The following is a 2134-nucleotide window of genomic DNA, read 5'->3' as shown; positions in this document are numbered from 1 at the left end:
TGCTGGCCTCAGGCTCTCGTTGTGGCAAATCCTGGCCATCCTCCTCGCCCGACCCCGGATCAATCCAGCCTGAATTCAGGGTTCTTCACGGACGACCAAACCGCATCGTAAGCACGTCTGACTGCTGACCTCCCAGAATCAGATGCGGCAGGCTTCTGCACCGCTCGACCATACTGGGGCTACTCAACACTCATTCGGCTTACAACGGCAGCCCAGAAATGCCGTTCTGCTTGAGGTCGCTATCTATGATCTTGTTTGATGTCCGCGGCACTTCCCCAGATGTCGCAACTGCGACGTAGGTGGGGATCGCTCCTTTGCTCGTGAAATCGAAGGCCGCACGCGTCGGATTTGGCTCACGCGAAGAAAGACAAGATGCTCGTGCGTTCCGATCGGGTCCTTACTGCGCTTCTAAGAGGAGGCGCTCAGGTGGGCTGAGAACTAATCCGCGATGAAGAACGTTGTCGCGCGCGATGGAGCACTGCCAGCTGGCTAGGCTATTTGCCCCCCGGTGACGCCGCTAAAGAAGCCGGCAAAGACCGGTCAGCCGAAAATCTCCAAAATCGCAAGCTGGCGCTAGGATTTCAGTTGCGGTCTCCCGCTGAGAAAGCGGTGACATACGACACACCCGAGCGCTTACTTGTGACTTATTTCGCCGCCGGCTTCATCATCGCTTCGACCTCGGCGCGAAAGGCTTGGCGCGATGCATCACGCGAGTAGAACATGTGGCCGCCCGGATAGACCGCGAGCTTGACGCGCGGCGCCGCGGCGAACGCGGGCAACTGATCAAGCATGATCTGCGAGCCGAAATAGGGCGTTGCGAGATCGAACAGGCCGCGCCCGACCAGCATGGTCATCTTCGCGTCTGTTGCGAGGATCTCGCGCAGCTCCGACACCGACTGCGCGGGACCGCCGCCGAAATCCCAGGCTTGCCCGACCGCACCGTTGATTAGCTCATAGGAGCCGTCCGGCCGCCAGTTCAGCTTGCACGTGAGGAGATCGACGGCGGCACTGGTCAGTGGCGCCAGAAGCGCCTCCCCCGAGGTATCGCCGAAGCGATAGCTGTTAGAATCCGGATAGGGATCGAGGCCACGCACGGAAGCATCGAAGCGGCCGGTCACCTTGCCGTTCTTGCGGTCGAGCTCGCGGCGGAAATCGGCGACATCGAAGCGGCCCGCGAGCCGGCGGCTCACCGCCTGGTCTATTCCCGCTAGCGTGGCGACCTTGTCGGCCAGCGGCGTGGCCGCCTCCTTCCGCGGTGCCCTTGACCAGGTCGGTCAAGAACTCGCCGCGCGCGTAAGCTTCGACCTCGACGAGATCGGCCCGCTTCACCGGCCCCTTGGCTTCGCGTGCGGTTGCGACATAGCTCGCAGCTTTGCGACGTATTGAAGAGACTCGTGCCGCCGAAGTCGCGGAAGTCGAACACCGGTGAGATCATGATCAGGCCCTTCACGCCGACATCTTGCTGCTTCTGCAACTGGCGCACCAACTTTGGCCCGCGAATACCACCGTAGCTTTCGCCCGCGACATATTTTGGCGACAACAGGCGATCGTGCTTTTCGAGCCAACGGGGATCACGACGGCGAGCGCGCTGACATCGCCGTCCACGGAAAAGAACCGCTTGCGGACATCCTCGCCAGTCGCCACGAAGCGGCTATAGCCGGTCCCGACCGGATCGATAAAGACGAGGTCGGTGAAATCGAGCCAGGTTTCCGCATTGGGCTTCACCTCCGCAGACGTCGATGGTGCGACCTCGTCAGCATTGATCGGCAGCCGCCAAGGACCGGCATTGCCGAGCTGTAGCCAGGCCGACGATGCACCAGAGCCCCCGTTGAAGAAGAACGTGACGGGGCGTGTGGCGCAGTCGCCACCGTCGAGCTGATAGGAGGCGTATGCCATTGGCCTGCGGCTCGCCCTTGTCGTCGAACAGGCGGATGGAACCTCCGGTCGCCGTGAATGCGAGCGTCCGCCCGGGCAGCTCGAGAACCAGGTCGGGCTGGTCCGGGAACGCTTCTTCACGCCGCGGCTGCGGTTCAAAAACCTCGACGAGTTAAACGCCTGGCTGCTCGACAAATGCATCGCCTACGCCAAGGCTCATCGCCATCCGGAGCTGACCGATCAGACGATCTGGGACGTG

The 2134-nt window shown here is 61.9% G+C and carries 2 pseudogenes; one reads left to right on the top strand and one right to left on the bottom strand.

The features are described 5' to 3' along the window. Positions 1–644 precede the first annotated feature (644 nt). A pseudogene (locus IVB12_RS21665) lies at positions 645–1987 on the bottom strand (peptidase S10). Here IVB12_RS21665 and IVB12_RS21660 point away from each other — a divergent pair. Next, positions 1970–2134, top strand: a pseudogene (locus IVB12_RS21660) (IS21 family transposase); the annotation flags it as partial. The pseudogenes IVB12_RS21665 and IVB12_RS21660 sit on opposite strands and share 18 nt — an antisense overlap.

Origin of the sequence: Bradyrhizobium sp. 179, assembly GCF_023073535.1 — a bacterium.
Classification (GTDB): Bacteria; Pseudomonadota; Alphaproteobacteria; order Rhizobiales; family Xanthobacteraceae; genus Bradyrhizobium.
Note: the sequence above shows the minus strand (reverse complement) of the source record. Positions and strands in the feature narration are given on the sequence as shown.